We start from the raw sequence: 25,863 nt of genomic DNA, 5'->3' as shown, positions 1-25,863 counted from the left end.
GCCCCACCCTAACCTCGTGGGGTTCCGGGGTCAGAGGGCCGGGAACCAGAGCGCGATCTCACGCGCCGCGGACTGAACCGAATCAGAGGCGTGCACCGCGTTGCGCGGGCCGCTGTCGCCGAAATCCGCCCGGATGGTGCCCGGCTCGGCCTTGGCAGGATCCGTGGCCCCGTTGAGCTCACGCACCTGGGAGATACAGTCCGGCCCGCACAGGACGAGGGGGATCATGGGGCCGCTGGTCATGAAGGTGCGCAGCTTCGGGTAGAAGTCCCGCGCCAGGTGCTCCTCGTAGTGCCGGTCCGCGAACGCACCGTCGATGGTGCGCAGTTCCATGGCGACGATGGAGAGTCCGGCCTCCTCGTAGCGGGCCAGTACCTTTCCTGCGTTACCGGCCTCCACCACGTCGGGCTTGATGATGACGAGCGTCTTTTCGCTCACTGTGGGTTACCTCCATGCCGGTGGGCCTCAATCCTCTTGCCGAGGATCACACACGTCGCCCAGATCAAAGCGAAGATGATACCCATGGCGTACATCCACGGGGTGAGAACGCCCAATCCGATGAGGACGGCCTGGGCGGCCCAACCCACGAGATAGCCCCAGCGCTTCCGCAGACCGGCGAGGCCGCCGATGCACAGGAGGGTGGCCACGGCGCTCCAGACGGCCGCTACCGCGAGATCGATGCCGGAGACCTGGATCATGCCGATGTAGGCCAACCAGATGATGATCACCTCGAAGAGCAGCACCGACATGGCCGCGCTACGCATGGGGTTGTCGGGCGCGAGCGTCACTTGGCGTCCTTCTTCTTCAACAGGTCGCGCGCCTCGCCCGCGGCGATGACGGACCCGGCGACGAGCACACCGGCCTGGACGCTGGCGGTGTCTGCCAACATGACGGCCAGGTCCAGCGCCTCACGCATGCTGGCGGCGCGGTGCACCTTGCTGGTCTCCCACACCGTTTCGGCGATGGCGGCGAGGTCGTCGACGGGCCGAGCCCGGGAGGTCGAGGAGACCTGGGTGATGACCACCTGGTCCATCTTCTCCGCGAAGATCTCGAGCACCTCCGCGGCGTCCTTGTCCTGCATCATGGCCACGACACCGATGGTGGGAGCGAAGTCGAAGCTCTCCTCCACGGCGTCGATGGTGGCGCGAGCGGCCTGCGTGTTGTGGGCGGTGTCGATCACGATCGGCGGCGAGGTGCGCACCAGTTCCAGGCGCGCCGGGGCCTCGACGGCGCCCAGCCCCTCGACGATGATCTCCGGATTGAGCGGCTTGCCGCCCAGGAACGCCTCGACCGCCGCCACGGCGAGCACCGCGTTGCGGGCCATGTGCTCCCCGTAGAGGGGCAGGAAGACGTCAGCCACGGGGCCGCCGACGCTCTCGATGCGCAGCAACTGGCCACCCACGGCGAGGCCGCGCTCCAGCAGGCCGAAATCCGGGCCCTCGGCCTTCATCGACGCGCCGGCCTCGACGGCGGCGGCCAGCAGCACCTTGGCGGCCTCGGGAGCCTGGCCGGCGAAGACTGCGGTGCCCCCCGGCTTGATGATGCCGGCCTTCTCGCCCGCGATCTCGGTCAGCGTGTTGCCCAGAATGTGGGTGTGGTCCATCCCGATGGGCGTGACCACGGCGACCGACGCGTCGGCCACCGACGTGGCGTCCCAACGCCCGCCCAGCCCCACCTCCATGACCGCGACATCGACGGGGGCGTCGGCGAACGCCGCGTACGCCATGCCGGTGATGACCTCGAAGAACGTCATGGCCACGCCGTCGAGCTGCTGCTCGTCGACCATGCCGACGTAGGGCTCGATGTCCGCCCACACCTCAGCGAAGCGTTCCTCGCTGATGGGTTCGCCGTCGATCACGATGCGCTCGCGCACGTCCGACAGGTGCGGGCTGGAGAACCGCCCGGTGCGCAGGCCTGCGGAACGCAGCAGCGTCTCGATCATGATGGCGGTGCTGCCCTTGCCGTTGGTGCCGGCCACCTGGATGACGGGATAGGCCCGCTGCGGTTCACCGAGGAGGTCCATCAGTGCGGCGACCCTGGTCAGGCTGGGCGCCACCCGGTGCTCGGGCCAACGGCTGGTCAGGGCCGCCGTCAACGCGGCGTGTGAGGTTTCAGTCATGGTGGGGCCAGCCTACTCGGCCGGGCACCGCGCAGTAGGATTCCGCAGTGTGTAGTAGCTGATTCAACCACCTTGGGCGCGCTGGTTATCATTACTTCCGAACGCGCAGCACTCCACGGTGCCCGCAGCCCCGCACTGGATTTCTGAAGGAGCACCGACATGGCCAACAACTCGAACCTCAGCAAGCGCGCCGCGCTGCGGCAGGCTCAGGAGATGGACGAACGCAACAAGCGCAACAAGCGCATCATGGGGTTCGGTTTCGGCCTGGCGGCCCTGGTGGTCGTCGTGGTGCTCGCCATCGTCATCGTGCAGGCCATCGGCAACCGCACCTCGGTGGCAGAAGAACAGCTGACGCCGCCCGCCGCCACCGAGGGCTACGGCATCCCGCTCGAAGGTAATGCCCCCAGCGCGGACAAGCCGCACCTCGTGCTGTGGGAGGACTACCAGTGCCCGGCGTGTGCCAGTTTCCACGCAACCCTCGGCCCGATCGTGGATCAGCTGGTTGCCGACGGCTCCATCACCACCGAGATCCGCACCGCCCACTTCCTGGATCAGGCCCGCGAGGACGGCCCCTCGTCCCGCACCGCCGTGGCGGCCGCCGCTGCAGCTGAGGTGGGTGCGTTCGAGGACTTCCACCGTGTCGCGTTCGACTTCCAGGACACCGGCTACACGGACCAGGTGCTCCGCAACGACATCCCCCAGGCCGCGGGCATCACCGGTGAAGACCTGACCCGCTACGTCGAGCTGTACAACTCCCGCTCGTTCCAGGAGTGGGTCGACAACGCGGACCAGAAGTTCCTCGACGACGCCGTCGACGCGACCCCGGCCTACGTCGTCTCCGGCCAGCGCCTCGATCTCGGCTCCATCGAGCCCACCACAGAGGGCTTCCTCCGCGCCGTGACCGCCGCCTGGGAAGAGGGCGGCAAGGAGATCGACGTCAAGCCTGAGCCCTACCAGCGCTGATCGCCTCCCCGCACACACCAGCAGCCCGGACGTCCACCGTCCGGGCTGCTGCCGTTTGAGGCCCGTTCCCCGGATCGGCACCAGTGGCGAATCTCGCTAAGATCAACCGCATGACTGACACCACCGCGCCCAAGGGTGCCCTGCCCGACAAGCCCGTCCTCGAAGGACTGGAGGCCAAGTGGGGCGAGGTATGGCAGACGGAGGGCACCTACGCCTTCCGTCGGCCGTCGTCGCGCGACGAGGTGTTCAGCATCGACACTCCCCCGCCCACCGTGTCCGGCTCGCTGCACGTGGGGCACGTCTTCAGCTACACCCACACCGACACCATCGCGCGCTACCAGCGGATGCGCGGCAAGGAAGTCTTCTACCCCATGGGCTGGGACGACAACGGCCTGCCCACCGAGCGCCGGGTGCAGAACTTCTACGGCGTGCGCTGCGACCCGTCGCTGCCCTACGACGCCGGCTTCCAGCCGCCCGCCAAGCCGGACCCGAAGCGGCAGATCCCGATCAGCCGCCGCAACTTCATCGAGCTGTGCCAGGAACTGACGCAGGTGGACGAGCAGGTCTTCGAGGACCTGTGGAAGCAGCTCGGCCTGTCGGTGGACTGGAACACGCTCTACACCACCATCTCGCCCGAGGCCCAGTCCGTCGCGCAGCGCGCGTTCCTGCGCAACCACGCCCGAGGCGAGGCCTACCTCGACCATGCACCGACCCTCTGGGACGTGACGTTCCAGACGGCCGTCGCGCAGGCCGAGCTCGAGGCCCGCGACTACCCCGGCCACTACCACCGGGTCGCCTTCCACAAGCCGGACGGCGAGCCGGTGTGGATCGAGACGACGAGGCCCGAACTCATCGTGTCGGTCTGCGCCCTCATCGCCCACCCGGACGACGAGCGCTACCAGGACCTCTTCGGCACGACCGTGACCTCGCCCATCTTCGGCGTCGAGATCCCCGTGCTGGCCCACGCCGCGGCTGAGCCCGACAAGGGTGCCGGCATCGCCATGTGCTGTACCTTCGGCGACCTCACCGACGTGCTGTGGTGGCGTGAGCTGAACCTGCCCACCCGCACCGTCATCGGCCGCGACGGCCGTTTCCAGGCCGAGACGCCGGAGTGGATCGTCAACACGGAGGCCTATGAAGGGCTGGCGGGCAAGACCGCCTTCTCCGCCCGCGAGGCCACCGTCGCCCAGCTGCGCGAGCAGGGCGACATGCTGGAGGACCCCAAACCCACCACGCGCATGGCCAACTTCTACGAGAAGGGCGACAAGCCCCTCGAGATCGTGGCCACCCGCCAGTGGTACATCACCAACGGCGGCCGCGACGAGGAACTCAAGGCCACCCTCCTGGAGCGCGGCCGGGCCCTCGAGTGGACCCCCGAGCACATGTTGCACCGCTACGACAACTGGGTCTCGGGCCTCAACGGCGACTGGCTCATCTCGCGCCAGCGCTTCTTCGGCGTGCCGTTCCCCGTCTGGTACGAGCTGGACGCCGACGGTGAGCCGCGGTACGAGAGCCCCCTCGTGGCGGACGAGGCCTCGCTGCCCATCGACCCCATGACCGACACCCCGGAGGGCTTCTCCGAGGAGCAGCGCAACCAGCCCGGCGGCTTCATGGCGGACCCCGACGTGATGGACACCTGGGCGACGTCGTCGCTCACCCCGCACCTGGCCACCGGCTGGGAGCGCGATGAGGAGCTGTTCAATCTCACGTTCCCCATGGACATGGCCCCCCAGGCCCACGACATCATCCGCACCTGGCTGTTCAGCCGCGTGGTGCGCGCGCACTTCGAGAACGGCACGCTCCCCTGGAAGCGCGCCACCATCTCGGGCTTCGTCGTGGACCCGGACCGCAAGAAGATGTCGAAGTCGAAGGGGAACGTGGTGGTGCCCACCGACATCCTCGTCAAGTACGGCTCGGACGCCGTGCGCTGGCGCGCCGCCATGGCCCGTCCCGGCCAGGATTCACCGTTCGACGAGACCCAGATGAAGGTGGGCCGTCGCCTCGCGATGAAGATCCTCAACGCCGGCAAGTTCGTGCTCTCGATGCAGGACGCGCCCGCCACGCTGGACGCCGTGACGAACCCCGTGGACAAGGCGCTGCTGCGCGGCTTGGCCGTCGTCGTGGAGAAGGCCACTGAGGAGTTCGAAGACTTCGACTACAGCGGCGCGCTCGAGGCCACGGAGACGTTCTTCTGGTCTTTCTGCGACGACTACCTGGAACTGGTCAAGGAACGCGCCTACACCGGCAGCGACGAGGGCAAGAAGTCGGCGCAGGCCGCGCTGGCCATCGCGCTGAGCGTGCAGGTGCGCCTGTTCGCACCCTTCCTGCCGTTCGTGGCGGAAGAGGTGTGGCGCTGGACCAACGACTCGTCCGTGCACCGCTCCGCCTGGCCCACCGCGGAGGAGTTGTCGATCGACGGCGACGCCGCGCTGCTGGCAGATCTCGCGGAAGCGCTCATCGCCATCCGCGGCGCGAAGTCCAACGCGAAGGTCTCCATGCGGGCAGAGGTGGCGAAGGCCGTCTTCCGCGGGCCGGCCGGCTCCGTCGAGCGGTTGAAGACCATCGAGCCGGACCTGCGCGCCGTGGGCCGTCTGGTGGGCGACGTGGAGTGGGTCGAGGACGGCCAGCACATCGTCGCCGACATCGAGCTGGCGCCCGTCGCCGGGTGATAGTTCCCTGAAACGACGAAGGCCTCGGAGTCCCACGACTCCGAGGCCTTCCTCTCACCCGCTCAGAAGCGCGGCGGCGGGAAGCTCGGCGCCACCGCTGCCGGAGTGCCGTTCAGGCGCAGCAACGCCTCATCCACCGCCGCGTCGAGCTGCTTGTCGCCGTCGGATTCCCAATCAGCCGGTCCCACCTCCACCACGATGTCCGGGTCGACGCCGTGGTTCTCCAGCCCGAAGCCGTGCTGGTCGAAGGCGATCCAGTAGCGCGGCTGTGTCACCTCGGTGCCGTCCACCAGGGTGAACCGGCCGTCGATGCCGACCACGCCGCCCCAACTGCGTTCGCCCACCACCGGGCCGAGGCCCAGGTTCTGTGCGGCGGCGGTCACGATGTCGCCGTCCGAGCCGGCGAACGGGTTCGTGAGGAACACCACGGGACCGCGCGCGGCCTGGCTGGGGTAGGTGCTCGCCCCGTCGTGGTGACGGGCGCCCACCCAGCCGATGGCCCGGCGCGTCAGCCGCTCGATGACCAGCTCTGAGGTGTGGCCGCCGCCGTTGAAGCGCACGTCCACCACCACCCCGTCACACGCCATCGCGGCGTCGATGAGCCGGTGGAACTCCGCCCAGCCGCGGGCCACCATGTCCGGTACGTGCACGTAGCCGATGCGTCCGCCGGAGCGTTCCCGCACGTACTCCACGCGGCTGGTCACCCACTGGTGGTAGCGCAGCGGCGACTCGTTGCTCGTGGGCACGACGGCGACCCGACGCTTCTGGCGCCCCCTGGCCAGGGTCAACTCGACGACCTTCTCCGCCGCGCCCTGGAGCAGCGCTCCGATGTGCGGCGCGTCGGCGGTGGGCCTGCCGTCGACGGCGACGATGACGTCGCCGGGCTCAGCGGCGACGCCGGCCGCCCTCAGCGGCGACCGCGCCGTGGGGTCCGACGTTTCGCCGGGCAGGATGTCGGCGATGACCACTTCGCCCTTGGCGTTGCGGGTGAAGGTGGCGCCCAGGTAGCCGACAGAGGGACCGTCGTCGTCAGGAAGCGACACATAGGCGTGCGAGGTGTTGAGCTCGCCGACGGTCTCCCACAGCACGTCGAGGAGGTCGTCGTGCGTGGCCACGACGTCGAGCAGCGGCCGGTAGCGCGCCACCGCGGCAGCCCAGTCCGTGCCGTCGAAATCCGGCCGCCAGAAGTGGTCGCGCATCAAGCGGGAGTTCTCCTCGAACATCTGCCGCCACTCGGCGCGGGGATCGATCTCGCGCCGCAGCCGGCCCAGGTCGACGGCGACCCGGGCGTCCTCGTCGTCACCGGGGGCCTGCTCGGCGCTCTGCACCCAGACCTCGTCGCCGTTGCGGACGACCAGACGCTCGCCATCGCCGCTGACGCCGGCCCCGTCGCACCCCTCGACCACCGTGGTGACCTTGCGGGTCTTCAGGGAGAAGTGCTCCACGACATCCTTGACCTCGCCCTCGACCCCGGCGCGCAGCGCGCCGAGCTCGCCGGCGGAACGCAGCGACTGCCACACGAACCCGTGCTTGGTCGCCTGGAGGTGCACGTAGCGGCCCGACGGCACGGGGAACGGGACCATCCGGTCCTCCACTCCCCCGACGTCGAAGGCGACCGAGACCTGCTCGGGCTCCTTGCCGTCCTTGCCCTTCTTGCCTTCCTTGGCCGGCTTCCCTGAGTCGTCGTCCTTCTCGTCGTCCTCATCGGCTTCGCTGATGACCCAGCCGTCCGGCGACGGGCCGAACGGGGCGGGCTCTGCCGCGCTCAGTGGCACCAGCCACGGACGCACGGTGTTGGTGAAGGAGAGGTCGAACGTCAACTCGTCGTAGGTGGGGTCGATGGTGCGGCTCGACAGGAACACGAGGTACTTGCCGTCGGCGGTGAAGACCGGCGAGAAGTCGTTGAACTGGCCCCTGGTCAGCGTGAACGCTCGCTTCTCGGTGACGTCGTAGCCGACGAGCTGCCCGAGCATCCCCTCCTGCGCGATGGCGTTGCGCCACACGAGGTAGCGGCCGTCCGGAGACCAGGCGAAGCCGGATGCCTCGCCGACGGTGGACCGGCCGATGTCCTTGACGTTGCCGCGCGCCACGTCGACGAGGTAGACCGTGCCGTCGTGGCTGCCGACGGCGATCCGGGTGCCCTGCTTGTTGGGCTCCAGCGTCATGACGCGGCCGAGGCGGCCCGCTCCGATGCGGCGGGCCTTGTCGCCGCCCTCCAGCAGGCGGATCTCGAGGGCGTCCTCGCCCTCCGCGTCGGTCACCCACACCGCCTTGCCGCCCTTGTGGTCGAGGAAGCGCGGCTCCCTGACCCGAACGCCGGCGTTGTCCGCGAGGGCCCGGGCAGGGCCACCGCGGTGCGTGAGGTAGTAGGCTGCACCCCGCCACTCCAGCAGCGACCCGTCGCCGCCGTTGTCCGGCACGATCGCCTCGAGCCTGTCCGTGGGATGCACCTGCACCGGCGACGGCGCCCCGATGCCGGTGGTCAGTTCGATGAGTTGGGGCTCAGCCTTCAGGCTGACGAGGTGGAACAGTTGGCCGCGCGAGTGGTAGACGACGCCCTGGCCGTCGCTGGTGGCGTCGCGGACGTAGCCGTCCTCTGCGGTGTGGGTGGTGTGGTTGCGCAGATCCGTGCCGTTCAGATCCACCGACCACACCTGCGCCTGCACGTCCGGCGCTTCTCCCAGATCCGAGGTGAAGACGAGGCGGTCGCCCACCCAGGTGGGGTGGTGCAGGCCTGCCTCGATCTCCGGCAGGACCCGGATCCAGTCGCCCTGGCCGTCGCCTATGTGGAGGCGCGCGGCCATGCCGCCGCGGTAGCGCTTCCAGCCCGAGGGATCGCGGTGGTTGATGGACGCGACGGCCACCCTGCCGCTGCTGTGCACGGTCGCCGAGGTGGCGCCGCCCCAGGGCAACCGGGTCAGCTCACCGTCGAGCGAGAGCGAATACATGTAGGTGTCGACCCGGTGGAGCCCCTCGTGGTCCGAGCTGAGGAGGACGTGCTGGCCATCCAGCCACCCTGAGATGACCAGCCTGCGCGTCCCCAGCCAGGTGAGCCTGCGGGTGCCGCCGTCGAGGTCGACGACGTAGGCGTCCCACCGGCCGTGGGTCGTGGCCGCGTAGGCGACCTTCGACCCGTCCGGGGAGAACCGTGGGCTGCGGGGGGTGCCTTCCGCCACCGTGATGCGTGCGGCGCGGCCGCCCGAAAGCGGCCCCAACCACAGGTCGTCGTCTGCGACGAAGACGACCTCGTCCTGATGCAGGTGCGGGAAACGTCGATAACCTCGGCTCACCCGCCCAACCTTACTGGCCCTGCGGATTCCTGAGAGCTTCCGCCGCAGCCGATCAGGCCGAGAGATCCCGACGACGCGCCACCTTGGCCCGCGGGACGAGCGTGGGCGATTCCTCGCCGAGCACCGATTCCTTCGTCACGATCACCTGGGCCACGTCCTCGTCGGAGGGCACGTTGAACATCACGTCGAGGAGCAGCTCCTCGAGGATGGCCCGGAGCCCGCGTGCACCGGTACCGCGTTCTAGCGCCAGACCCGCGATGGCGGCAATGGCCCCGTCCTCGAAATCCAGTTGCACGCCGTCCAGCTCGAACAGCTTCTGGAACTGGCGAACCAAGGCGTTCTTGGGCTCCACCAGGATGCGGGTGAGAGCCTCCTCGTCGAGCGGCGAGACGCTGGTCAGCATGGGGAGGCGGCCGATGAACTCCGGGATGAGGCCGAACTTGTGCAGGTCTTCGGGACGCACCTGGGAGAAGGGGTCCGCCTGCGGCATGCGGGCTTCGGCCTTGTTGTTGAAGCCGAGGGGGCGACGACCGACGCGCTGGTTGATGATCTCGTCCAGGCCTGCGAACGCGCCACCGACGATGAACAGCACCTTGGTGGTGTCGATCTGCAGGAAGTCCTGGTGGGGGTGCTTACGGCCACCCTGCGGCGGGACGGCGGCGACGGTGCCCTCCAGGATCTTGAGCAGCGCCTGCTGCACACCCTCGCCGGACACGTCACGCGTGATCGAGGGGTTCTCCGACTTGCGGGCCACCTTGTCGATCTCGTCGATGTAGATGATGCCTGTCTCCGCCTTGGCGATGTCGAAATCCGCCGCCTGGATCAGCTTCAGCAGGATGTTCTCGACGTCCTCACCGACGTAGCCGGCCTCGGTCAGCGCGGTGGCGTCCGCCATGGCGAACGGGACGTTCAGCATGCGGGCGAGGGTCTGGGCCAGGTACGTCTTGCCGCAGCCCGTGGGGCCGATGAGGAGGATGTTGGATTTGCCGACCTCGATGTCGTCAGAATCCGAACGGCGACCCCGGCCGCCGTGCTCGGCCTGGATGCGCTTGTAATGGTTGTACACGGCCACCGACAGCGTCTTCTTCGCGCTGTCCTGGCCGATGACGTAGGTGTCGAGGAAGTCGCGGATCTCGCGCGGCTTGGGCAGTTCCTTGACCAGACCGGCCTCGGGGGCGTCCGGGAACTCCTCCTCGATGATCTCGTTGCACAGGCCGATGCACTCGTCGCAGATGTAGACGCCAGGGCCGGCGATCAACTTCTTCACCTGCTTCTGCGTTTTCCCGCAGAAGTTGCACTTGAACAGGTCGCCGGATTCACCGATACGAGCCACGACGTCCACCTCCCATCAACAGTTCCTGATTGTTTGCCTTGTTTAACCACCCTACCCGGCAGGCGGGGCGGGAGAAGAGCGAACCGCCGGGCATCCGGGTCGCATTGACCCAGTTGCCCGGCGGGCCCGGTCCGAGCTGTCAGAGACCCTTCAGCGAGGGCAGGATGTCGTCGATGATGCCGTACTCGATCGCCTCCTGGGCGGTCAGGTACTTGTCGCGCTCGATGTCCTTGCTGACCTTTGCCACTTCCTGGCCGGTGTCGACGGCGAGCATCTCCTCCATGAGGGAGCGGATGCGCAGGATCTCGCGGGCCTGGATCTCCAGGTCCGAGGACTGTCCGTAGCCGCCCTCGGTGGCCGGCTGGTGGATGAGGATGCGCGAGTTGGGCAGCGCGAGGCGCTTGCCCTTGGTGCCGGCGGCGAGGATCACGGCGGCGGCCGAAGCCGCCTGGCCGAGACACACCGTCTGGATGTCGGGCTTGATGTAGCGCATCGTGTCGTAGATGGCGGTCAGCGCGGTGAACGAGCCGCCGGGCGAGTTGAGGTAGATCGAGATGTCGCGCTCGGGGTCCATCGACTGGAGCACCAGCAGCTGCGCCATGACCGCGTTGGCCACGTCGTCGTTGATGGGGGTGCCGAGGAAGATGATGCGGTCCTCGAAGAGCTTCGTGTACGGATCCACGCGGCGGATGCCGTAGCTGGTGCGCTCCTCCCACTGCGGGATGAAGTAGTTCATGTCCGGGCCGACGGGGGCCGCGCCCTGGGGCAGGGCGAACGTGTTGTTGATCATTGGTTGGGGGCCTCCGTCTGGATCTGCGACGCGCGCTCATACACGTGGTCGATGAAGCCGTACTCGAGCGCCTGCTCGGCGGTGAACCAGCGGTCACGGTCTGAATCAGCTTCGATCTGCTCGATGCTCTGACCCGTGTGCTCAGCGATGAGGTTGGCCATGGTCTTCTTGATGTGCAGCGACTGCTCCGCCTGGATGCGGATGTCTGAGGCGGTGCCGCCCAGACCACCCGAGGGCTGGTGCATCATGATGCGGCTGTGCGGCAGCGCGAAGCGCTTGCCGGGGGTGCCCGCCGAGAGCAGGAACTGGCCCATCGAAGCGGCCAGGCCCATGGCGACGGTGGCCACATCGTTGCTGATCCACTGCATGGTGTCGAAGATCGCCATGCCGGAGTCCACCGACCCGCCGGGCGAGTTGATGTACAGGTAGATGTCCTGGGTGGGGTCTTCCGCGTTGAGCAGCAGCATCTGCGCGCAGATCGCGTTGGCGTTCTCGTCGCGCACCTCGGAACCGAGGAAAATGATGCGGTTGGCCAGCAACGAGGAATACACGTTGTCTGTCATGCCGAGGCCGGCGCCTGCGGGCCCGGCCATCCGGATCGGGTGGATTGGAGTTTGAGTCACACCAATAACCTACCGGGTGATTCAGACAACCGAAGCGAAGCGCGGCCTGTTCGCGCACAGCGTGCACCGGCGGGAACAGCAACGCCGCCGGTCCCCTGCGGGACCGGCGGCGTCGGCGTCACGCTCATCGCAAGGCGGCTGGGATCACTCCCCGGCGTCCTCGGTCTCCACGGAGGCGAGCGACGTGTCGACGGCGTTGCCCTCGGCATCCTTCACAGTGGCCGCGGCGCAGATCGAGGCCAGGGCCTTGCCGCGGCGGATCTCGTTCATCCACTCGGGCATGTGGTTGTGCTCCATCATGTGGTTGATCTCATCCTGGGGCGAGGAGCCGGACTGCTGCGCCTTGCGGAAGATGAGTTCGGTGAGCTCCTGCTGGGAGACGTCGATCGAGTTGGCCTCGGCGTAGACGTCGAGCACGATCTGGGCGCGCAGCGCATCCGTGGCGCGCTTGTCCATCTCGGCCCAGAACTCTTCGACCGTCTCGGCCTCTTCCTCTTCGGTCTGCTCGAGGTACTGGTCGACCGTCATGCCGCCGCGGGCGAGCTGGCGCTCGATGTCGGCACGGCGTGCTTCGAGTTCCTTCTTGAGGACGTTCTCGGGCAGTTCGAAGTCGACCTTCTCGAGGATGGCTTCGAGCACCTTGTCGCGGGCGTCGGCGATCTGGTCGGCGTTCACCTGCTGCTCGGCGCCGGAACGCAGGTCGGCCTTCATCTCCTCGACGGTGTCGAACTCAGAGATGAGCTGTGCGAAGTCGTCGTCGACCTCCGGCAGTTCCTGCTCGGAGACGGTGACGACGGTCACCTCGATCTCGGCCTCTTCGCCGCGGTGGGCGCCGCCCACGAGGGTGGAGGTGAAGGTCTTGGACTCGCCGGCCTTCAGGCCGGTGACAGCCTCGTCCAGGCCGTCGAGCATGCCCTGGTCGTCGCCGACCACGTAGGCGATGCCTTCTGCGGTGGCGTCGTCGAGTTCCTCGCCGTCCTTGGTGGCCTTGAGGTCGATCTTCAGCAGGTCACCCTCGGCGGCGCCGCGCTCCACCTCGGTGGTGGTGGCGAAGCGCTTGCGGAGCAGTTCGATGCGCTCTTCGACGAGTTCGTCGACGGAGGACGCGCCCTCGACGGTGGCCTCGATGGTGTTGAAGTCCGGCAGCTCGACCTCGGGGCGGATCTCCACCTCGGCGGTGTACTCCACCACGTCCTTGTCTTCGAGCTTGGTGATGTCCACCTCGGGCTGCGCCATGGGGTAGATCTTGTGCTCGTCGATGGCCTGGTTGTAGGTGTCCGGGATGGCCTCGTTGATGGCCTCCTGCAGGACCATGCCGCGGCCGAACCGCTGGTCGATGACCGTGTTGGGCACCTTCCCCTTACGGAAGCCGGGGATCGTCACCTGCTCGGCGATCTCCTTGTAAGCCTTGTCAAGGTAGGGCTTGAGATCAGCGAAGGGGATCTCGACGGTGAGCTTTACCCGGGTGGGCTTCAGCTTCTCAACGGTGCTGGGCACGAGTGGACTCCTGAGGTGTCAATTTTCGAATCGCGCGTCAGTCTATCGGTCGATGCTCCGGCCACCAACACGCGGGCTCCCGCGCCCGGCTAAAGTCGGGGCCGTGAGCGAGCTGACCAGCAACGTGACCGACACCGCCCTCATTTTCGAAGGCGGCGGCATGCGCGCATCGTTCTCCTCAGGGGTCGTGAGCGTCCTGCTGGAGGCCGGGATCCACGCAGACTGGGTGGGCGGGATCTCCGCTGGGTCGAGTTGCGTGGCCAACTACGTCTCGCGCGACGCCCCGCGCGCCGAGAAATCCTTCGTCGACTTCGCGGCCGAGCCCGAGTTCGGCAACTGGCGAACCTGGCTGCAGGGCAAGGGCATGTTCAACGCCGAATGGATCTACGAGCGCACCTCCCTCCCCCATCAGGCGCTCCCCTATGACTGGGAGACGTTCCAGGGGAACCCGGCGCGCGTGGCGATCGGGGCGATGCGCTGCCACGACGGCGAGATGGTCTACTGGGGTCGCGAGGACATCCATCGCATGTATGACCTGATGAAGCGTGTCCGCGCCTCGTCGACGATGCCGTTCTTCATGCCGTTGGCCACCGTCGACGGCGAGGTCTACTGCGACGGCGCGCTCGGCCCCACCGGAGGGTTCGCCCTGGATGCTGCCAAGGCGGCCGGCTTCGAGAAGTTCCTCGTCGTCATGACCCGCACCCGCGGGTACCGCAAGCCGCCGGCCCGGTTCCCCCACGGCTACCGCCGGCTGTTCCGCCAGTATCCGTCCATCGCCCACGGAGTGCTGGAGCGGCCCGCCAACTACAACCGCACCCTCGGGGAATTGTTCGAGCTCGAACGGCAGGGGCGCGCCTACCTGGTGTTCCCGGAGCGGATGCCGATCAGTAACTCCGAGCGTCGGGTCCCGGTGTTGCGCTCAGTCCTCGACGCGGCCCGGGAACAGACCCAACGCGAACTGGACGCCATCCGGGACTTCCTGGGCCTGGAGGGCGCCGGAGACGGTGGCCGATGAGCAGGTTTCCAGGCTTCGGTCAGATCGCTGATACAATCGTCTGCGGTTCTGCGGATGTAGCTCAATGGTAGAGCCCTAGTCTTCCAAACTAGCTACGCGGGTTCGATTCCCGTCATCCGCTCGATGCAGAGATCCACCTGGCCGGAAGCTTCCGGCTAGGTGCTTCCCTGTTCACGGGGCGTAGCGTAGTGGCTAGCGCGCCTGCTTTGGGAGCAGGAGACCGCAGGTTCGAGTCCTGTCGCCCCGACCATTGTGATGTCTCAGGACATCGGAATAGCCTGAACCCTCATTGTGAGGGTTCGGGCTTCTTCTTTTTCGGGTCGATGGGTTGATAGTCCTTGTGGGGGTCGAGGGTGAGCTCGCGCAGGATCTCGCCGGTGGTGGCGTTGATGATGGTGATGTCGAGGTCCTGGATGAGGAGTTTGATGCAGGTTCCCTTGTAGGTGCGGCCGATGCCGATGTGGTGGAGGCGGCCGGCGTGGCGCAGGGTGACGACGCCTTGGGTGTCGACGTGGTCGAGGCGGACCCGGTCGTGGGGCCTGCCGGGCTGGGTGGGGTCTGGGCTGGCTTTGGGTGTGGTGGTGTAGACCGTGGCCGGGGTGGCGTGGTGGGGCAGGGAGCGATGCCCGCGGTGGTGGTTGTAGACCTCGACGAATGTGTGGAGGAGGGTGTCGAGCTCGGCGATCGTGGTGGGCTGGTCGGGTTGCGCGGCGAGCCATTTCTTCATGGTCTGTTGGAAGCGTTCGACTTTGCCGCAGGTGGTGGGGTGGTTGGGTCGGGAGTTCTTCTGGATGATGTGGTGTTCGGCCAGGAGTTCCTCCAGCGGGGTGCGGCCACCTCGGCCGGTGGCGAAGCGGACGGTGTAGACCATGCCGTTGTCGGTGAGGGTGGATGCGGGGTATCCGTACTTGTCAGCGGCTTGGGTGAAGGTTGCGGCCGAGATCGCCGCGGTGATGCGGCGGTGGGCTGAGATGTGTAGCGCGTAGCGGGAGCAGTCGTCGATCCAGGAGATGATCTCGATGTCGTGGCCGGAGGCCAGGCGGTAGTGGGTGAAGTCGGATTGCCAGCAGCCGTTGGGCTGCTCGGCCTGGAACCGGATCCAGGAAGAGCGGGGCCGTTTCCGGGGTTGGGGTGTGACCTGGCCGTGGCGGTTCAAGATCCGGTGGATCGTGGCGCGGCTGACGGTGATGCCGGTGCGCGTTGCAGATGCCAGCCGATCGTCTCAGCGCCGGCGTCGAGTCCTTGAGTGGCGAGGTCTGCGCGCAGGGCCAGGATCATCTCCACCACGGTCGGGTCGGTGGCGTTGGCGATCGTTTTCGGGGCTCTCGAGGCCGGTTCGAACACGGCAGGACCCTCGCGGCGATAGGCCTTCATCAACCGGGATATCCAGCCCTGGGAGACCTCGTACCGGCGGGCTGCTTCGGACTGGGACATCCCCGCCAAGACCGCCTCAATCACCAATCTGCGCTTCGCTGCTGCCATCCACGCAGACTCGCAGAGCCATTCCGATGACCTGAGACAGGGGTATTCCGATGACCCGAGACACCCTATTCCGATGTCCTGAGATCACACACTGTCGCCCCGACCATGTGTTGTCTCAGGAAATCGACGACCCTCCCTCGACGCGAGCGCAAGCTCGTTGGTCTGCCTCCGCACGGTGGCAGAGCGACCCGACGGTAGGGTGGAGGCAGCGGCCACGGCCAGCCACGGTGCTCCACTGAGGCATGCCGGGCCCCTCCGGAAGGACATTCATGGCGACGAGGAAATGGTTCGAACGACCCCTGGCATTGACCAGCGCACTGACGGCCGTCACCGCCCTCTCCGGGTCGCTCGCGACCGACCCCGGCTCGGCCTGGTATCGAGCCTTGGACAAGCCCGGGTGGAAACCCCCGAGCTGGGTGTTCCCCATCGTCTGGACCGCCCTCTACACCGACATCGCGCTGACCAGCGCAAAGGTCATCGAAGACCTTGAGGCCCAGGGCGACCCTGCGTCCGCGGATCGATACCGAAACGCCCTGGTGCTCAACCTCGCCCTCAACCAGGGGTGGAGCTGGGCGTTCTTCCGGGCCCACAGGTTGGGCTCCGCGACCGTTCTGGCCGGGCTCCTGGCTGCCAGTTCGTGGGACCTGGCCCGCCGAGCAGGGCCATCCGGCAGCAGCCGGATGGCCGCGCTGGCGCCCTACGCGGCGTGGTGCAGCTTCGCGACATTCCTCACCGCGGAGATCCGCCGCCGCAACTCCTAGGTCAGCCCACCATTTCCGGTTCCCTCGGCTTCATGGAGTCGACCTGGCCACTGACGTCCGCCGGGGCGGTCGCCGGGTGAGGTGATCGCGTCCGCCGCGGCCACCAGAATGCGTCACCGAGGAGGACCGCAATCGCGGGGACCAGGACAGTGCGCACGAGCAACGTGTCCAGCAGGACGCCGACCCCGATGACGACACCGATCTGGGCTAGCACCACCAGCGGGAGAACGCCCAGCACCGCGAAGACTGCGGCGAGCAGGATCCCTGCGCTGGTGATGACGCCACCGGTGGCCGTCAGAGCCCTCAGCATTCCGCGCCTGCTGCCGTGGTGCCTGCCTTCTTCCCTGGCCCTCGTGACCAGGAAGATGTTGTAGTCGATGCCGAGCGCCACCAGGAAGAGGAAGGTCAGCAGCGGCACGCTGGAGTCCAGTCGTTCGAAGCCCAGCACCTCCACGAAGAGCACCCATGAGGCACCGAGCGCCGCGACGTACGTGCCGACGACGGTCGCCACGAGCACGAGTGGTGCGACCACGGACCTGAGAAGGACGAAGAGGATGCCCAGCACCAGCGCGAGGATGAGCGGGATGATCGTGCGTTGGTCCTCGGCGGCCCCGTCCAGACTGTCGACGGACTGGGCCTCCGTTCCGCCGACGAAGGTCGGCGCGAGGCCCTCGAAAGCCACCCTCAGGTCGCGAACGACCTGACGCGCTTCGTCGCTTCCAGGCTCGGGTTCGAGCACCACGCGCAGCTGGGCGAGGTTCTCTGCGGTCCCTGCAGGAGTGGCAGACACCACCCCGGGGACGCCCTCAGCAACTTCTGCCACGCGCGTGGCGTCCTCTTCTGTGATGACGATCGCGGGGTCGGACTGGCCCGCCGGGAACGACTCGCCGAGGCGCTCCAGCGCCACGATCGCCTCCGGCTTGCGGAGGAACTGGTCCGACGGGCCGAGGCCGGTCTCGATCCGGAACAGCCCGGCACCGAGTACAGCGAGCAGCGCGACGCTGGCCAGCACGAAAACAGTGGGGCGGCGGGCCACCTGGGCCCCGACCCGCGCCCAGACGGAGCGGCCGCTGTCGACCAGTGCCGGTTGCCCCACACGGGGAACGAGTGGCCAGAAGACCCAGCGGCCGAACAGGACGAGCACCGATGGCAGCACGACGAGTGCATAACCGGCCGCGATGACGATGCCGACCGCGCTGGCGAGACCAAGGCCCCGGGTGGCCGGGAAGACCGACAAGAGCAGCGTCAGAACGCCCAGCACGACCGTGGACGCGCTCGTGAGTACGGCCTCGCCGGAGTGTCGCAGTGACGTACGCATGGCCTGGAAGCGGTCCTCACTGCTCCGGAGTTCGTCGCGGTAGCGCGAGATCAACAAGAGGGCGTAATTGGTGCCCGCGCCGAACACCAATACGGACAACACGCCGATGGTGGATTCGTCCCACGGGACGCCGGTCAGGCGCAGGGTGTGCGTGGCCAGGATGGCGGCAAGCCTGTCAGCCAGGCCCACGACGACCAACGGGATGATCCACAGCACCGGGCTGCGGTAGGTCAGCAGCAGGAGGATGGCGACCACCGCGGCGGTAGCGGCGAGCAAGCGGAAGTTCGCCCCGCTGAAGACGGCTCCCAGGTCCGCGCGGATGCCCGCGGGCCCCGTCACCTGCACGTCGACGCCCTCCGCGGCCTCGTCGCGGAGTTCCGCGCGCAACACCTCGACATCGTCGCGATTTTCGGTGGCGGAGTCCGCCTCGACGCTGATCGTCCCGAAGGCGGCTGTGCCGTCCTCACTCACGAGGGGCAGGGGCGGAGGCCCCGAAGGTGGCCCCCCAGCAGCGCCGGCGTCAGAGCCGGTGACGCCGGGAGGCGGCCCGGCGCCGTCCGGAGCGCCCTCGCCGGGCTGCGGCTCTGCGAAACCCGCGTCCCCGGACAGGCGGCTGAGGAGAGACTCGCGGGCGGAGGCGATCTGCTGTTCGGTCAGCTTCCCCCCATCCGTGGACGTCCACAGGATCAGGGCTGTGGCGTCCCCCTCCTGCGGGAACTGCTCGGACAACTCCACCACGCGGGTGCTGTCGAATCCCTGGGCCAGGGAGTCGGTCGGTGAGGCGTCTCGTTCAGCCTCTGGGACGAGGCCGACGACAAGGCCTGCGAGGAGGACGAAGAAGATCGCCACGATCCACGAGCGTCTTCTTCCGATGTACAGGGAGGGGATGGACATGGTGGTCTCCTGAGCTGGTTGGCGGCTGAGTGGCCGATATGACGTGGGGGTCACTGGGCGGATTCGAGGGTGGCGAGCGATTCGAGCCGCTCAGCCAGGCAGGTGTTCATGAAGCGGAGGAACGCGCTCACGGCTCGCACTTCATCGGCGTTGAGCGCCTTCAGGTGGTCGTCGGTGGCGTCCATGAGCGGCCGCATCAACGCCATGATCCTGGTCCAGCCGAGAGGGGTGGTTTCGAGGGTCACCTGACGACGGTCGACCTCGCCTCGACGTCGCACTACGTAGCCCGCGCGCTCGAGCCTGTCCACCAGAGCGGAGGTCGTGGCGGCGGAAGTGCCGAGGGCTCCCCCAAGGTCGCCCAGGGTGACGGCCTTGTCGCGAGGGAGCTGCTGGAGGGTGGAGAGCGCCCGGTAATCGGTTGCGTTCAATCCGAGCAGCCGCGCCAGTTCCCGCTCAAGGCCGTTCGACAGGGCGATGATCGCCTGCATCGCATACGCATCGGGATGGTAGGCCTGCGCCATGGGTTTCCTTTCGTCGGTATGAATATTACTTCAACGGCCCGAAATGTCAATTGTGATTGACTAATTACCTGCACGGGTTGGGCCTCTTCGCAGCACCGGACACCGCCTCCGCCCAGCTGGCGATCGTTGCCGCCGCCCATCTGCGACCTTCTGATATGGCGTGCAAGGACTACAACATGACTTGGTGCCCGCACTATTCGGCAGACTCGACGTCTCAAACCGCTACGAAGGGGCGTGTCCCATGAAGAGGCTTGTTCTCAAGCTCGCGCTGATCCTGACCGGCTGCGCGGCGACTTCGCCTTCGGCGTCTCCCCCCTCCCCCGGGGCCCAGACGCTCCCCCCTGCCACGGTGGCCATACAGGTGGACGGGTCTTCTACGAGACTATTGATGACACGCAGCGAAATCGGACGCCATCGTGGCGGTGAGGATCAAGGCATCGCGCGCCGAGTGGCCCTCTCGCGAACTGGCAGTATCCAGTCGCCGGGGTGATCCGTGAGCAGGTCCAGTTCGAGGGTCTGCATCGGAGTCAGCAACACCGTGTCTTTGCGTAACCCCCGCTCCCTGGGAGCCCCCAGGTGTGGCCGTGGATGTGCTGCGGCCGGCCCGGCCACGGTTGAGATCAACGTGCCGGAGTACCCCAGCGGTGGAGGCGCCGGTCACGACCAGCATTGACAGGCCGCCCATGGACCGCCCTGGAGCCTCTGACCGCACACGAGCAGTGCCCGGCCATATGCCGGGGCCGGGCACTGCTGATGTGCTATTCAGGGCCGATCTATTTGGCCAACTGGACGGTGACGGAGTGCTTGGACCCGTCGTCGAGGACGGCGGTCAGCGTCCACGTACCAGTCGTGAATGCCGTCACCGTGCTGGAGCCCGGGTTGGTGTAGCCCGCCTTGGTGCTGAGGTTGAAGATGTACTGCCCGTCGCTGTACCGGAAGAGATTGCCCGTGGTGGAAGCCGCAGTCGAAACAGCCTCATCCACCCCGGCGTTCGGGACGCCATCCGCCCTCTTCACGTAGAGCTTCGCAACCGCCGTCGAGATCGGCGTGCCGTCGCAGTCCAACCGGAACTTCACCGGGACGGTGCTGCCCAGCTTGAACCTGCTGAGTCCATCCATGTTGATGGGCTGTCGGAAGCCGCCCCACGCGCCGGAGCCGTACACCACGTCGTAGGTGCGGGTCTCAGATGCCGTGTTGTCGGCCTTGTCTCTCGCCGAGGCGGTGTAGCTATAGGTACCCACCCCGGAGGCCGCTGACGGCTCGGCCCACGCCTCGCTCATGGTGGCCGGATCCACCCCGGAAAGGACGTCGCTGGGAGCGAAGGTCGGCTTCGTCGTCGAGCCTGCGGTGCAGAGGTCGACCGTGGCACCGTCAGCCGGGCCGCTGACGTCGAGCAGCGGCGCCGTGCGGTCGATCATGATCCCGGACTTCGTGTCGGAGGTCGCGTTGAGCGACCCGTCCGCGCAGGTTCCGGTGGCGGTCAGCGAACTGCCCTCCCCCGTCACCGTCTCCTCGACGGTCCATTCGCCATCGACGATGTCGAGACACTCCCACACCACCGTGACGTCATCGTTGTACCACCCGTGCGCATTGGGTACGGGTTCGGTGCTCCGCCAGGAGATCGAAGGTGCCGTGGTGTCCACCACGGTGACGGTGAAGCTGGCGGTCGACCGGTTGCCCCAAGCGTCCTCGGCGGTGCAGATCACGACGGTTTCCCCCACCGGATAGAAGCTGGGGTTGTCGCAGGTGACCAGCGGTTCCGCGTCCACCGTGTCAGTCGCCGTGGGCATGGTGAACGAGGTGAGTGCGCCACCCAGTGTGTTGCCCTCGACGGTGAAGCTCTCGGGCATGCTCTCCAGCGTCGGAGGTGTGGTGTCCTCCACGGTGACGGTAAACGTCTGGGCAGCGGAGGCGTTACCCGCATCATCGATGGCCGTGCAGGTCACCGTCGTGGTGTCCAGCGGGAAGATGTCGCCCGACTCCGGGCTGCACGTGACGACCGGGACGGACACCGCGTCAGTCGCGGTGGCCGTGAAGGAGACGACCGCACCCGACGGCGAGGTGGCCTCTGCCGTGATGCTGCCCGGCACGGTGAGCTCCGGAGCTGTGGTGTCCGCCACGTTGATCTGGAATTGGGTTGTCTGGCTGTTGTTCGAGCCGTCCGTCGCAGTACAGATGACCGACGTTGCGCCTAGCGCGAAGGTGCTGCCGGAGGCAGGTGAGCAATCCACTGAAAGGCTCCCCCAAACGACGTCAGAAGCTGCGGGGCTAGTCCAGCTATACGACGCACCCGCCCCTGAGGTGGCCTCCACCGTTGCGCTGTCGGGCGTCCCGGTGATCACCGGTGGAGTCGTGTCGACGATCGTGACGCTGCCCGAGTCATCCGTCGTCTGGCCTGCGGAATCCGTGGCGGTGCACGTCACATCTGTCGTGCCGAGGGAAAGGAGAGATCCGATGGCTGGGGCGCAGGTCACCGCCGGAGTGCTTTCCGCGTCGCTGGCCACGCCCACGTCCCCGAACTCGAGCGTGCGACCCCCCAGGGTGTTGCCCTCCAGCGTCACGTCGTCCACCGTGATGCTGGGCCCCTCGTCGCAGGAGATGACGCTTGCGGTCAGTGCAATCGGATCGCTCTTCACGGTAAGCCCCGAGCCGTTGGCTTTGTTCCCGTGGATGTGAAAGTGACGGAACCGGTACTGGGCCCGACAACGGAGGCATCGAGAGTGATGAGCGAGGTCACGGCGGCTGTCAGGACGTTGTTGTCGACGTTCCGCCAGTCGTCAGGGATAGCAATCTCGTTGCCGACGTCGAAGGACGAGGTGTAGCCGGCACCGGAGACATCCGCGGTGACCACCGCTGTCGTTTCGTTCTTGAAGACGTTCGAGTTGTCGTAATTGCCGTTCCGCTTGATTGCCACATTGACTGTGCGCTGGGCAGCTGAGCCCAGGCAGACCGTCCCGAAATCGATCGTGGAGCCCGAGATGACGGTGGTGGAGTCTCCGGCTGCGACGACCGTGTTGTCGGCGTGGCCCGCCAATGGAGCCGCCAGCATGAGGAGCGCCGTGGCGAACGCCACGGCAGAGCGCTGTAAACAAGTATCTCTCACGATTCCCCCAGGTAGGACAGCGCTCCCCCCTGGCAGCGCTTTGGCCACATTGTGCCTGACCAGCACTTTTCCCGCACGAAATCCTGACAACAGGCGGCTACCTGGAGCCCATGATCGGCAACTATCACGTCACAGGGGATGGTGGAATCTGATTCACGGAGCGCGGTCTCGCCCCCAGTGCAGCCACTTTGGTCAGCTATTGCCGCGGATGGAGAGCAGGGTTAACGTGACGTTCAGTCGACATCGAAGGAGCCGATGATGGCAACCCCCAAAAACAAGATCTGCTTGTGGTTCGTCCAGGACGCACAGGCCGCAGCAGAGTTCTATGCCTCTGTCTTCCCAGACAGCGAGGTGCGGGCTGTGTACCGGGCCCCGGGCGACTACCCCAGCGGCAAAGAAGGGGACGTCCTCACTGTGGATTTCACCGTCTGCGGCATCCCCTGCATGGGACTCAATGGCGGGCCTGAGTTCACCCAGAGTGAAGCCTTCTCCTTCCAGATCGCCACGGACGACCAAGCGGAGACCGACCGCTACTGGAACGCCATCGTCGGCAACGGCGGCCAGGAGAGCGCCTGCGGCTGGTGCAAGGACCGCTGGGGAGTGTCATGGCAGATCACGCCCCGAGCCCTGACCGACGCCCTGGAATCCGAGAATGCAGGCGTGCGGGAACGCGCGTTCGCCGCGATGCTCACCATGCAGAGGATCGACGTCGCGGAGATCGAGCGGGCCGCCGCGCGGGCCTGAAGCCCTCAGCGATCCGTGGAGCGGTCGTTCTCGAGTCGCAACTCCCTGCCCCGCGTGACGAGTCTGCTGTGCCTGTCGGCAAGCTTCTCGGACGCACGGGTGTCGCGCGGGGGCAGCTTGATCGTCTCCTCCGCCTCGATTCCACCCTGGAGTTGCCGCCCACGCTCGATCTCCGCGTCGACCTCAGCGCCGAACAACAGCACATTGTTGACGATCCACAGGCCCAGCAGCAGGACGATGAACGAGCCGATGATGCCGTAGGTGGCGTTGTAGGACGCGAAGTTGGAGACGTAGATCGAGAAGGCTGCCACCGCCACGGCGGCCACCACGAGGGCCAGCACGGCGCCGACGCTGATCCAGCGCAACCTGGGCTGCTTCACGTTGGGGGTGTAGTAGTACAGCATCGCGATGACCAGCACCGCCAAGGCCACGATCACCGGCCACTTCGCAATGTTCCACACCAGCACCGCGGTGCTTCCGAGGCCGATCAGGTCCCCCACCGACTGCGCCAGGTCCCCGGACAGGACCATGGCGAAGACCATGACGGCCAGGATGATCACCAGGACGAGGGTCAGCAGCAGCATCTGTGGCTTGTGCTTCCAGAAGGGGCGGCCCTCCTCAACCTCATAGATCCGGTTCATCGCCCGCGAGAACGCCCCCACGTACCCAGAAGCCGCCCACAACGCCAGGACAAGGCCGGTCACCAGCGCAAAGCCGGCGCCCGTCTGCTCCGCCAACCCGCTGACGGTGTCTCCCAACAGCCCGGCGAGTTCCTCGGGGGCGTACTGCTCGATGAGGGTCCGGATGCCCTGCGCCGACTGCTCCCCCTGTCCGAAGACGCCCAGCAGGGACACCAGCGCCAGAAGCATGGGGAACATCGACAGGACGGCGAAGTAGGTGAGGCTCGCCGCCAGGTCCGTCACGTGGTCTTTCGAGAACTCGGACAGTGCCCTCGTGAAGGCGTACTTCCAGGATGGCTTGTGCAGGTCCGGGGGAGAGTCCGGCTTACGCCCGTCGTTGGGCCCGGGGGCGCTGGCCGCCTTGTCCCGGGTCTGCTCCACTGACTCTGGTTGTGAGGCATGTTCGGCTGCGTGGTTGGGCATCGTGCTGCTCCTTCCGCCGGGCCAGTCGCGAGGAGTCGAGTGCTATGCCCCGATTCCACCGGGAAGGTGGGAACTCGTGGCCAGGTCTCACATCGTAACGGCCAACCCTTGACTATGGAATGGCTGACAGTAAGCGTCCCGACCGGACCTTTCCCTGTCCCCCGCCTACCCTGCGCCGGATCCTCCTCCGGCGGCACGGGCGGCACCGGCGAAGCTCGCAGCCAACTATTCGGCCATCCCAACTATGCCAACGGCCCCCCGGCGACGGTGGGAACCGGAGGTCGGCTTCCTGATCCAGAGGGCTGACAACGTCACCTTCACGAGGCGTGGTCAACGCGACGGTGGGGCCCAACATCACGTCGTTCAGCCAGCCGGCACCGCCGCGAAGACCTACTACTACCGGGTCCTCGCGTTCACCAACACGATCCAGTCGCCGTGGTCGAACACCGCCACGGTCGTCGTCCCGTAACCCACCCACACGACGATGGACCCCGAAGCGTTCTCCGCTTCGGGGTCCATCGGTTCTGTGCCGGCCAACGACTACGCATACCCACCCGAGGGGCGGGGCGCGACGGGCGGCAGGGCGCCGCTGTGGACGCGTCGGATGAAGTAGGTGATCAGTGAAGCGAAGGAGCGCTTCGGCTCGGTCGGCGATTGTGGTCGCTCAAGCTCAAGGCGTCGGAGGGTGGCCTCCCGCTCGAGCTCCGCTGCGCGTTCCTGGTGGATCGCGTATGGAACGTGGTAGTCGTACATTGTGGTCCCCCCGGTCTCGCGGACCCTGCTCCGGATCCGCGCTATTGCTGACAGGTCTAACTGTCCGCCGGAGGGACACCCCGTCGCATCGGGCAGATGCCCTAACCGGTCTCCGCGCCCCATGCCTGGAGCCCATCAGTCATGCGGCACGTCCTCGTCGACCCCCTGCAGGAACGGACCCTGCGGGCCCACCCCCTCCGTGAGCGCGTTCACCGTCTGGCCGCTGTTCCGGCGCACCAGCGAGTCCAGCGCCAGCCCGACGGGATGCACGCCGTCGCGGAACCTGATGGTGATGCCGGGTAGATCCGCCCGGCCGACGACGGCAGCGACCAGCTGGGCGACATTGCCGCGGGAGGTCTCGCCCGAGAGCACGTGGTCGCCGTACTCGATCTTCCCCGTGGCCGGTTCCTCCGTGAGTTGGCCGGGCGCGACAATCGTCCAGTTCAGCGACGACGCCCTCAGGTGCTGGTCGGCGTCGGCCTTCGCCACCGCGTAGTGGTGGAAGGGGTTGTCCTCGGGGACGTCGTCGACGCCGGAGCCCACATAGGAGACCATCACGAACCGCCAGACTCCCGCCTGCAGGGCGGCGTCGACCGCGCGCATGGCCGCGTCCCTGTCGACGGCGTAGGTACGCTCGGGATTGCCGCCGCCGGCGCCGGCCGACCAGATGACGGCGTCCAAGCCGTCGAACTGGGCTGCCAGGCCGTCGGTGTCGAGGTTCTCCACGTCGGCCACCACAGCGCGGGCCCCCGTCTCCTCCACGTCGCTCACCTGGGCCGGGTTGCGGATCAACGCCGCGACCTCGTGGCCGCCCTGCACCAGGAGGGGGTGCAGGAGCAGAGCGATCTTTCCGTGTCCACCGATGATGCAGATCTTCATGCCACC

At 67.2% G+C, this 25,863-nt stretch carries 22 protein-coding genes and 2 tRNA genes; 8 read left to right on the top strand and 16 right to left on the bottom strand.

The features are described from left to right. Positions 1-30: 30 nt before the first annotated feature. Genes ndk through J7D54_RS05370 form a run of 3 tightly spaced genes read right to left on the bottom strand, consistent with a single transcriptional unit; the run spans position 31 to position 2,119 of the window. Complete coding sequence (gene ndk / locus J7D54_RS05380) at positions 31-438, bottom strand: nucleoside-diphosphate kinase (RefSeq protein ID WP_182764363.1); 408 nt, start codon at positions 436-438, stop codon at positions 31-33. Then, complete coding sequence (locus J7D54_RS05375; protein WP_182764364.1) at positions 435-788, bottom strand: DUF4233 domain-containing protein; 354 nt, start codon at positions 786-788, stop codon at positions 435-437. Before J7D54_RS05375 ends, ndk begins: the two co-directional genes overlap by 4 nt. After that, the gene (locus tag J7D54_RS05370; RefSeq protein WP_182764365.1) at positions 785-2,119 is read right to left on the bottom strand and encodes a folylpolyglutamate synthase/dihydrofolate synthase family protein; all 1,335 of its coding nucleotides are present in this window, start codon (positions 2,117-2,119) and stop codon (positions 785-787) included. Before J7D54_RS05370 ends, J7D54_RS05375 begins: the two co-directional genes overlap by 4 nt. Before the next feature lie 159 nt (positions 2,120-2,278). On the opposite strand from J7D54_RS05370, the gene J7D54_RS05365 reads away from it, so the two are divergent. Then, complete coding sequence (locus tag J7D54_RS05365) at positions 2,279-3,082, top strand: thioredoxin domain-containing protein (protein WP_182764366.1); 804 nt, start codon at positions 2,279-2,281, stop codon at positions 3,080-3,082. Positions 3,083-3,192: 110 nt separating this feature from the next. Further along, entirely contained in the window at positions 3,193-5,751 is a 2,559-nt protein-coding gene (gene valS, locus J7D54_RS05360; RefSeq protein WP_182764367.1) for a valine--tRNA ligase, read from the top strand. 62 nt (positions 5,752-5,813) lie between these two features. Here valS and J7D54_RS05355 read toward each other — a convergent pair whose 3' ends face one another. The 5 genes from J7D54_RS05355 to tig all read right to left on the bottom strand — a co-directional run bounded on the left by J7D54_RS05355 (position 5,814) and on the right by tig (position 13,284). Then, positions 5,814-9,041, bottom strand: coding sequence for a S41 family peptidase (locus tag J7D54_RS05355; protein ID WP_182764368.1), 3,228 nt, complete (start codon positions 9,039-9,041; stop codon positions 5,814-5,816). A gap of 52 nt (positions 9,042-9,093) precedes the next feature. Next, positions 9,094-10,374: an ATP-dependent Clp protease ATP-binding subunit ClpX gene (gene clpX, locus J7D54_RS05350; protein ID WP_182764369.1), complete on the bottom strand. Its 1,281-nt coding sequence runs from the start codon at positions 10,372-10,374 to the stop codon at positions 9,094-9,096. 139 nt (positions 10,375-10,513) lie between these two features. Then, entirely contained in the window at positions 10,514-11,164 is a 651-nt protein-coding gene (locus J7D54_RS05345) for an ATP-dependent Clp protease proteolytic subunit (RefSeq protein ID WP_370585864.1), read from the bottom strand. Next, positions 11,161-11,757, bottom strand: a complete 597-nt coding sequence (locus tag J7D54_RS05340) for an ATP-dependent Clp protease proteolytic subunit (RefSeq protein WP_076060599.1) — start codon at positions 11,755-11,757, stop codon at positions 11,161-11,163. The genes J7D54_RS05345 and J7D54_RS05340 overlap by 4 nt, the downstream gene beginning before the upstream one ends. 174 nt (positions 11,758-11,931) lie before the next feature. Next, on the bottom strand, positions 11,932-13,284 hold the full coding sequence (gene tig / locus J7D54_RS05335; protein ID WP_182764370.1) for a trigger factor: 1,353 nt from the start codon (positions 13,282-13,284) through the stop codon (positions 11,932-11,934). A gap of 103 nt (positions 13,285-13,387) precedes the next feature. On the opposite strand from tig, the gene J7D54_RS05330 reads away from it, so the two are divergent. The 3 genes from J7D54_RS05330 (at position 13,388) to J7D54_RS05320 (ending at position 14,549) form a co-directional block, all read left to right on the top strand. Beyond that, complete coding sequence (locus J7D54_RS05330) at positions 13,388-14,299, top strand: patatin family protein (RefSeq protein WP_209455214.1); 912 nt, start codon at positions 13,388-13,390, stop codon at positions 14,297-14,299. Between the two features lie 50 nt (positions 14,300-14,349). After that, positions 14,350-14,420, top strand: a tRNA-Gly gene (locus J7D54_RS05325). A gap of 53 nt (positions 14,421-14,473) precedes the next feature. Beyond that, positions 14,474-14,549 (top strand) — tRNA-Pro (locus J7D54_RS05320). Positions 14,550-14,585: 36 nt separating this feature from the next. Here J7D54_RS05320 and J7D54_RS05315 read toward each other — a convergent pair. Together J7D54_RS05315 and J7D54_RS05310 are read right to left on the bottom strand one after the other, a co-directional pair. Next, positions 14,586-15,455: a DDE-type integrase/transposase/recombinase gene (locus tag J7D54_RS05315; protein ID WP_209455213.1), complete on the bottom strand. Its 870-nt coding sequence runs from the start codon at positions 15,453-15,455 to the stop codon at positions 14,586-14,588. Beyond that, positions 15,452-15,781, bottom strand: a complete 330-nt coding sequence (locus J7D54_RS05310) for a helix-turn-helix domain-containing protein (protein WP_209455212.1) — start codon at positions 15,779-15,781, stop codon at positions 15,452-15,454. Before J7D54_RS05310 ends, J7D54_RS05315 begins: the two co-directional genes overlap by 4 nt. 269 nt (positions 15,782-16,050) lie before the next feature. Between J7D54_RS05310 and J7D54_RS05305 the strand changes: the two genes are divergently transcribed. Beyond that, the gene (locus J7D54_RS05305) at positions 16,051-16,542 is read left to right on the top strand and encodes a TspO/MBR family protein (protein WP_076060591.1); all 492 of its coding nucleotides are present in this window, start codon (positions 16,051-16,053) and stop codon (positions 16,540-16,542) included. Position 16,543: 1 nt separating this feature from the next. Here the strand turns inward: J7D54_RS05305 and J7D54_RS05300 are convergent, their stop codons facing one another. The 4 genes from J7D54_RS05300 to J7D54_RS05285 form a co-directional block, all read right to left on the bottom strand. Beyond that, the gene (locus tag J7D54_RS05300; protein ID WP_182764372.1) at positions 16,544-18,754 is read right to left on the bottom strand and encodes an MMPL family transporter; all 2,211 of its coding nucleotides are present in this window, start codon (positions 18,752-18,754) and stop codon (positions 16,544-16,546) included. A 50-nt stretch (positions 18,755-18,804) separates the two neighbouring features. Continuing rightward, positions 18,805-19,275: a MarR family winged helix-turn-helix transcriptional regulator gene (locus J7D54_RS05295; RefSeq protein ID WP_182764373.1), complete on the bottom strand. Its 471-nt coding sequence runs from the start codon at positions 19,273-19,275 to the stop codon at positions 18,805-18,807. A 773-nt stretch (positions 19,276-20,048) separates the two neighbouring features. Then, on the bottom strand, positions 20,049-21,911 hold the full coding sequence (locus J7D54_RS05290; protein WP_182764374.1) for an HYR domain-containing protein: 1,863 nt from the start codon (positions 21,909-21,911) through the stop codon (positions 20,049-20,051). Next, positions 21,908-22,348, bottom strand: a complete 441-nt coding sequence (locus J7D54_RS05285) for a hypothetical protein (RefSeq protein ID WP_182764375.1) — start codon at positions 22,346-22,348, stop codon at positions 21,908-21,910. The genes J7D54_RS05290 and J7D54_RS05285 overlap by 4 nt, the downstream gene beginning before the upstream one ends. A 288-nt stretch (positions 22,349-22,636) precedes the next feature. On the opposite strand from J7D54_RS05285, the gene J7D54_RS05280 reads away from it, so the two are divergent. Further along, entirely contained in the window at positions 22,637-23,122 is a 486-nt protein-coding gene (locus J7D54_RS05280) for a VOC family protein (RefSeq protein WP_182764376.1), read from the top strand. A 5-nt stretch (positions 23,123-23,127) separates the two neighbouring features. Here J7D54_RS05280 and J7D54_RS05275 read toward each other — a convergent pair whose 3' ends face one another. Next, positions 23,128-24,225: a YihY/virulence factor BrkB family protein gene (locus J7D54_RS05275; protein WP_182764377.1), complete on the bottom strand. Its 1,098-nt coding sequence runs from the start codon at positions 24,223-24,225 to the stop codon at positions 23,128-23,130. 244 nt (positions 24,226-24,469) lie between these two features. Here J7D54_RS05275 and J7D54_RS05270 point away from each other — a divergent pair, with 244 nt between their 5' ends. Next, positions 24,470-24,694 (top strand): hypothetical protein, encoded by a 225-nt coding sequence (locus J7D54_RS05270; protein ID WP_182764378.1) that lies wholly within the window; start codon positions 24,470-24,472, stop codon positions 24,692-24,694. 419 nt (positions 24,695-25,113) lie between these two features. Here J7D54_RS05270 and J7D54_RS05265 read toward each other — a convergent pair whose 3' ends face one another. Next, the gene (locus J7D54_RS05265) at positions 25,114-25,857 is read right to left on the bottom strand and encodes an SDR family oxidoreductase (protein ID WP_182764380.1); all 744 of its coding nucleotides are present in this window, start codon (positions 25,855-25,857) and stop codon (positions 25,114-25,116) included. Positions 25,858-25,863: the final 6 nt, after the last annotated feature.

The sequence above is a fragment of the Tessaracoccus sp. MC1865 genome (assembly GCF_017815535.1).
Classification (GTDB): Bacteria; Actinomycetota; Actinomycetes; order Propionibacteriales; family Propionibacteriaceae; genus Arachnia.
This window is presented reverse-complemented; position numbering and strand designations above follow the sequence as displayed.